This is a genomic window from Paludisphaera soli (genome assembly GCF_011064595.1).
Lineage (GTDB): Bacteria > Planctomycetota > Planctomycetia > Isosphaerales > Isosphaeraceae > Paludisphaera > Paludisphaera soli.
The window spans coordinates 50139-56527 of the sequence record NZ_JAALJI010000037.1 but is presented as its reverse complement, the minus strand read 5'-3'; the positions used below and the strand labels follow the sequence as shown (position 1 = coordinate 56527).

5 protein-coding genes are annotated in these 6389 nt (G+C 71.3%); 3 read left to right on the top strand and 2 right to left on the bottom strand.

Going from position 1 to position 6389, the window contains the following annotated elements:
• Positions 1-12: 12 nt before the first annotated feature.
• Positions 13-435 (bottom strand): hypothetical protein, encoded by a 423-nt coding sequence (locus tag G6O68_RS28725; protein ID WP_165252652.1) that lies wholly within the window; start codon positions 433-435, stop codon positions 13-15.
• A 281-nt stretch (positions 436-716) separates the two neighbouring features.
• Here G6O68_RS28725 and G6O68_RS28720 point away from each other — a divergent pair, with 281 nt between their 5' ends.
• The 3 genes from G6O68_RS28720 to G6O68_RS28710 all read left to right on the top strand — a co-directional run bounded on the left by G6O68_RS28720 (position 717) and on the right by G6O68_RS28710 (position 5414).
• The gene (locus tag G6O68_RS28720) at positions 717-3047 is read left to right on the top strand and encodes a PHB depolymerase family esterase (protein ID WP_165252650.1); all 2331 of its coding nucleotides are present in this window, start codon (positions 717-719) and stop codon (positions 3045-3047) included.
• Positions 3048-3116: 69 nt separating this feature from the next.
• Complete coding sequence (locus tag G6O68_RS28715) at positions 3117-4583, top strand: glycoside hydrolase family 13 protein (RefSeq protein WP_165252648.1); 1467 nt, start codon at positions 3117-3119, stop codon at positions 4581-4583.
• 15 nt (positions 4584-4598) lie between these two features.
• On the top strand, positions 4599-5414 hold the full coding sequence (locus G6O68_RS28710) for a class I SAM-dependent methyltransferase (RefSeq protein WP_165252646.1): 816 nt from the start codon (positions 4599-4601) through the stop codon (positions 5412-5414).
• Here G6O68_RS28710 and G6O68_RS28705 read toward each other — a convergent pair.
• The gene (locus G6O68_RS28705) at positions 5402-6385 is read right to left on the bottom strand and encodes a serine O-acetyltransferase (RefSeq protein ID WP_165252644.1); all 984 of its coding nucleotides are present in this window, start codon (positions 6383-6385) and stop codon (positions 5402-5404) included. The genes G6O68_RS28710 and G6O68_RS28705 overlap by 13 nt on opposite strands.
• Between the last annotated feature and the right edge of the window lie 4 nt (positions 6386-6389).

Sequence of the window (6389 nt, the reverse complement as noted above, 5' to 3'; positions counted from 1 at the left end):
ATAGAGTCCGTATCACTTCCAGACGAAATGGCCGATCAGGAGGCCGGCCACGAAAGCCGAGGGGATCGCCGCCAGGACCAGGAGCGACCACGCCAGGACCACGGCCGGGGCCAGGACGACGTCGGCCGCGCGGGGGGCGTCGGCCCCGGCGGCCGGCGGGCGGATCGACGGGGGGTCGTAGCGGATCGGGGGGATCACCGGATCGCCGGCCGGCTCCGGCGCGAGGAGCGCGGCGAACAAGGGCTCCTCGCGAGGCTCCTCGGGGGCGGGGAAGGCCGGCTCGGGAGGGGACGTCGGGTCGCCCGGCCCGGGCTCGGGGACCTGGATTTCGGCCCGACACTGGGGGCACGTCGCCACGCCTCCCGCGCGTCGGGCGGGGGCCCCGAGCAGCTTGCCGCAGCGGTAGCAACGGAACTTGATGGGCTCGTCGGGCATCGCGATCCTCGACGCGTCGAGGCTCCTCCGGTCGGACGTCGACATCCAGGTTACGACCGAGGCCCCCCCGCCGCCAGCCCGCCTCGCAGCCCCGCCCGATAGAATAAATGGCGCCCGGGGAGCGTCCACACAAGGCCGAGAACCGCGACATCGCTCAGGACCGGCGGAACTCGCGTCTGGTGGGGGGGACGCCGCGCCCGGGCGTCGGCTATGCTTGAGTTTGCGGCGGGCGCCGGGAGGGTTTCGGCGGCGGTGGGACGAGCTCAGGGAGGCGGGCTTTGATGCATGGACCCTCGACGAGGACCCGTTCCGGGCCGATCGCGACCCGGCCGGCCCTGGCGATCGCCCTCGCGATCGCCGGCGCGACGCTGGCGGCTCGCGGCGACACGGTGGTGATGAAGAACGGGGTGGCCTACCGGACGCTCGCCCCTCCCGATCGCGACAACACGCTCCTGTACCTTTGGGACGGCCTCAAGAAGATCGTCGTCCGCGATTCCAAGGTCGAGCGCGTGACGGCCGACAACCTCCTCCGCACCGGCGAGAAGTTCTCGCTGGTCCAGCCGATGACCGTCCACGCCGGCGTGATGCCCAAGGCGGTCGTGAGGGTCGCGGCCGAGCCCTGGGACGAGAAGGGGCGTCGCAAGTTCCAGTACTTCGGGACCGCTTCCAGGCCGGTGGCGATGGAGCAGGCGATCAACGAGATCAGCCCGAACGTGATCCGTTATCGGGGCGTGGACGGCTTCTGGCAGGGCCAGGTCGCCACCCGAGCCGTGCCCCGGCCGGTCCTGATGAGCCTGCTGCACCGCGTCGAGAAGGAGAACCAGGCGGAGCGGGAGCGGGTCGTCCGGTTCCTGATGGGGGCCGGCTGGTATCCCGAGGCCAAGGCCGAGCTCGACCGCCTGATCGCGGATTTCCCCGACAGCGACCTGGCCGAGCGGGCCGCGAGCGCCCGGCAGTTCATCGTCCAGGCCGAGGCCACCCAGCGCCGCTCCGACGTGGACGCCCTCCGCCGCGCCCGGCGGTTCAAGGAGGCGGCCGGGCTGCTGAAGACATTCGACGGCGTCGAGATCCCCACCGAGTTGCAGGTCGAAGCCCGGGAGCTGGCCCGCCGCGACGAGGACCAGGCCCAGGCCGACCTGACCGTCCGCAACGACCTGCGGCGGATCGAGCTGAAGCTCGCGCCCCAGGTCCACGCCGCCTGGAAGGCTCGCCTGGCCGAGGTCCAGCGGGCCCTGGCCGAGGCCCCCGACGTCGTCCGCGAACGCCTCGCCGCGTGGCGGAAGGCCAAGGCCGAATCGTCCCCGACGGACGAGGCGCAGCTCGCCCTGGCGATGTCCGGCTACGTCGTCGGCCAGGACGCGGCCGTCGTCGACCTGGCCCGCGCCGACGTCCTCTGGCAGGCCCGCGACCGGATCGCCGAGTACCTGACCGGCGACGAGGCCGATCGCGAGGACGCCCTCGCCCGGCTCGACGACCTGAGCTGGCCCGACGGCACGCCCGACGCCCCCGGCCTCGAACGCATGGAGCTGGCCCAGCGCCTCTGCAAGCTGATGCCGCCCCCCCTGAGGCGCGCGGCCGACGAGGCCGAGAAGGGCCCCGTCGAGATCGTCGTCGAGGCCGAGGACTCGATCCCGACCCGCTACCTGGCCAAGCTCCCCCCGGAGTACCACCCGCTGCGGTCCTATCCGGCCGTGGTCGTCCTGCACTCGGGCGACGGGCCGGAAGCGGCCGTCGAGCAGTGGCAGGCCGAGGCGGCGCGTCGAGGATACATCCTGATCGCCCCCGAGTACGGCGCGGCCGAGGGGGCGACCGACTACCACTACACGCCCGGCGAGCACGCCGCCGTGGAGCTGGCCCTGCGCGACGCCCGGAGGCGCTACGGCATCGACGCCGACCGCGTCTTCCTGGCGGGCCAGCTCGCCGGCGGCAACATGGCCTGGGATTTCGGCCTCGGCCACCCCGACCTGTTCGCCGGCGTGGTCGCGGTCTCGGGCTTCCCGGCCAAGTACGTCCCCCGGAGCCTCTCGCAGCACGAGCGGCTCCCCCTGCTCTGCATGATGGGCGACCTGGCCCCGGCGGCGAACGAGGTGATCTACAACAACTACGTGAAGCCCATGATCCTCAAGGTCTGGGACGTGACCTACATGGAGCTGAGCCGCCGCGGCCTGGAGGAGTTCCCCGAGGAGATCCCCACCTTCTTCGACTGGATGGAACCCCGCCGACGCGACCCCTACCCGCGCGCGTTCGAGTCGTCCGCCGCCCGGATCTGCGACGACCGCCGCCACGGGATCGTCGTCGAGAACTTCGCCGAGGGCCGGACCACCTCGGCCGAGGCGGTCGATCCCCTGGGCCGGAACCTCAACCCGGCGACCCTCAAGATGCGGACCAGCACGCTCAGCAACCTCGTCGACCTGACCGTGAGCGGCGTCGGCCGGCTCGACGTCTGGCTCAGCCCCGAGCTGGTCGACTTCAAGCGTAAGCTGGAGGTCCGGGTCAACCGCAAGGCGCTCTACAAGGGCCAGCCCAAGCTGGAGTTCCGTCCGATGCTCGAGGACCTGCGGATCCGGGGGGACCGCGGCCAGATGTACTGGGTGAAGATCGAGGTGGGATGATCTGCTAGGATGGCGGGCCGGATCCGAGTTCGGCCAGATGGATGCAGAGACCGGGAGCGCCTCGTGACGATGGAAAGACCAGAGACTCCGGATTGGGTGCGGGACGCCGTCTTCTACCAGATCTTCCCCGACCGCTTCGCCCGCAGCCTGAGCGTCCCCAAGTCCGGGAACCTGGAATCCTGGGGCTCCCCCCCGACCTACAACGGCTATCAGGGGGGCGACCTCGTCGGCGTGGCCGAGCACCTGGACTACCTCCAGGAGCTGGGCGTCAACGCCATCTATTTCACCCCCGTCTTCCAGTCCGCCTCGAACCATCGCTACCACACCCACGACTACGAGAAGGTCGACCCCATGCTGGGGGGTGACGCCGCGCTCCGGCGGCTGATCGACGCCGCCCACGACCGCGGGATGCGGGTGGTGCTGGACGGCGTGTTCAACCACGCCAGCCGGGGTTTCTTCCAGTTCCACGACATTTTGGAGAACGGGCCGGACTCGGCCTACGTCGACTGGTTCAAGGTCAGCGGCTTCCCCGTCAACGCCTACCACCTGGACGTCGCGCCGAACTACGAGGCCTGGTGGAACCTGCCGGCCCTCCCGAAGTTCAACATCCAGAATCCCGAGGTCCGGGAATACCTGCTGGGCGTGGCCGTCAAGTGGGTCGAGTTCGGCATCGACGGCTGGCGGCTGGACGTCGCCAACGAGATCGAGGACGACGAGTTCTGGCGCGAGTTCCGCCGCCGGGTCCGCCGCGCCAACCCCGAGGCCTACATCGTCGGCGAGGTCTGGACCGACGCCCAGCACTGGCTCCAGGGAGACATGTGGGACGCGGTGATGAATTACCACTTCACCCGCGCCTGCCTCGCCTTCTTCGCCCGCGGCGAGGTCGACCTGCCGGAACTCCAGCGCACCAGCCTCTTCCCGATCCCCGAGCCCGGCGCCCCGGCGTTCGCCGCGGCCATCGAGCGGTTGCACGGCCTGTACGCGCCCGAGATCACCGGCTCCATGCTCAACCTGCTGGGCAGCCACGACATGGCCCGGTTCCTCACGCTCGCCCGCGAGGACGTCTCGGCCCTTAGGCTGGCGACGCTCTTCCAGATGACCTACCCCGGCGCCCCGTCGATCTACTACGGCGACGAGATCGGCATGAAGGGGGGCCACGACCCGGCCAACCGCGGTGCCTTCCCCTGGCACGACCACGACGCCTGGGACAGGGACCTGCTCCACGATTTCCAGCGCCTGACGGCCCTGCGCCGGGCCCGCCCGTCCCTCCGCCGGGGCTCGTTCCGCGTCCTCCAGGCCGAGGGGGACGTCTTCGCGCACGCCCGCAAGCTCGGCGACGAGGCCGTCCTGGTCGCGTTCAACGCCGGCACCGAGCCGAAGCGGATCGACCTCGCCGTGCACGACCAGGTCGCCGACGGCGTCGAGCTGGCCGACCCCTGGTCGCACCAGGCCGTCCGGGTGGAGGACGGCCATGTCCGGGGGCTGGAACTCCCCCCGCGTTCGGGCAAGGTGCTGGCGACGTCCCTGGGCGGCTGAGGACGAGACCCTCCCATGAGCACGCGACGCCCTCCCCCCGCCTGGCGGCTCCCGCAGGGCGTCGACGCGCCTCTCTGGGAGTACTGCAACACCCCCCGGCTCGCCGCCGAGGAAGACGCCTACTTTTCCGGCCACCCGCTTTTCGAAGCCGACGCCGAGGCTCTCGACGCGCGGTTCAGGACGCCGGGGCGGCTGGTCGACCTCGGCTGCGGGGCGGGCCGGCACGCGGTCCGGTTCGCCACCAGAGGCTTCGACGTCGTGGCGATCGACCTGGCCAGGCCGATGCTCGAGGTGGCGGGACGCAAGGCCGAGGAGGCCGGGACGCGGCTGCTGACCGTCCAGGCCAACCTCTGCGACCTGGGCTGCCTGCCCGACGCCAGCTTCGACTACGCCACGTCGATGTTCAGCACCCTCGGCATGATCCGGGGCCGCGACGCCCGCCGTCGGGCGCTGGCGGAGGCCGCCCGCGTCCTGAAGCCGGGCGGGCGGCTGGCGCTCCACGCGCACAACGTCTGGCTCAACCTCCGCGACTCCCAGGGCCGACGCTGGCTCCTCCGCCAGGCGCTCCGCCTCTTCGGGGGCCGCGACGAGTTCGGCGACCGCCGGATGCTCTATCGCGGCATCCCCGGCATGGAGGTCCACCTCTACCGCTGGGGCGAGCTGAGGCGCGAGCTGGCGTCGGCCGGCTTCCGCATCGACGAGGCGATCCCGCTCGACGAGGTCACCGCCGCCCCGATCCCCAACCCCGGCCGCTTTCCCAGCCTCCGCGCCGGGGGCTGGCTGGTCTTCGCGAGCCGTCCCGGTGGCGGCGGCGGGGGTCAGATCTGGTAGTTGAGGCGCTCGGGGTAGGCGTCGTCGGGGCGTACGTCGGGGCTCTCGCGATAGCGGAGCCTGGGGTTCTCGATGGTCACGGTCGTGTACGGCGCGACGCTCCGGGTGAGCCAGGCGGACGAGCCGACGACGGAGTGGTGGCCGATCACGGTGGCGCCGCCGAGGATGGTGGCGTTGGCGTAGATGACCACGTCGTCCTCGATGGTCGGGTGCCGCTTGCTGCCGCGGACGATCTCGCCGGTGGCCTCGTCGCGGGGGAAGCTGAGGGCGCCCAGGGTCACGCCCTGGTAGACCTTGACGCGGTCGCCGATCTCGGTGGTCTGGCCGATGACGACGCCGGTGCCGTGGTCGATGAAGAACTCGCGGCCGATGCGGGCGCCGGGGTGGATGTCGATCCCGGTCTTGCCGTGGGCGTACTCGGTCATCATCCGGGGGATCAGCGGGACGCCCAGGTTGTACAGCTCGTGGGCCAGCCGGTGCACGGTGACGGCCGAGACGCCGGGGTAGCAGAAGACGATCTCGTCGAGGCTGGAGGCCGCCGGGTCGCCTTCGAAGGCCGCCTTCACGTCGCCGGCGGCGGTCTCGCGCAGCTCGGGGATCCGCTCCAGGAACCGGACCGTGCAGGCCTCGGCCTTGGCCTCCGACTCCGCCAGCGGCTCGCGGGCCTCGCAGTCGTGCTGGAAGGCGCGGGTGAGCTGCTGGCCGAGGCGGTCGTAGAGGCTGTCGATCAGGTCGCCGACGTGGTAGGCCACGTTCCCCATGTGCAGGTTCTGGCGGCGGCCGTAGCCCGGGAAGAGGATCTCGCGGAGGTCGCCGAGGATCTCGACCACTTCGCGATAGCTCGGCAGCGACGAGTGCCCGAGGTGGTTGATCGACCCGCAGCCCTTGTAGGTCGCCACGATCCGGCTCGTCAGATCCGGCAGCGCGTCGCGCAGCTTCCCGTTCGTATCCGCGTCCGCGTCCGTCGCCATTTGC

Coding starts and splice junctions, on each gene's coding strand:
- G6O68_RS28725 (WP_165252652.1), bottom strand. CDS start 435: ATGCCCGACGAGCCCATCAAGTTCCGTTGCTACCGCTGCGGCAAGCTG.
- G6O68_RS28720 (WP_165252650.1), top strand. CDS start 717: ATGCATGGACCCTCGACGAGGACCCGTTCCGGGCCGATCGCGACCCGG.
- G6O68_RS28715 (WP_165252648.1), top strand. CDS start 3,117: ATGGAAAGACCAGAGACTCCGGATTGGGTGCGGGACGCCGTCTTCTAC.
- G6O68_RS28710 (WP_165252646.1), top strand. CDS start 4,599: ATGAGCACGCGACGCCCTCCCCCCGCCTGGCGGCTCCCGCAGGGCGTC.
- G6O68_RS28705 (WP_165252644.1), bottom strand. CDS start 6,385: ATGGCGACGGACGCGGACGCGGATACGAACGGGAAGCTGCGCGACGCG.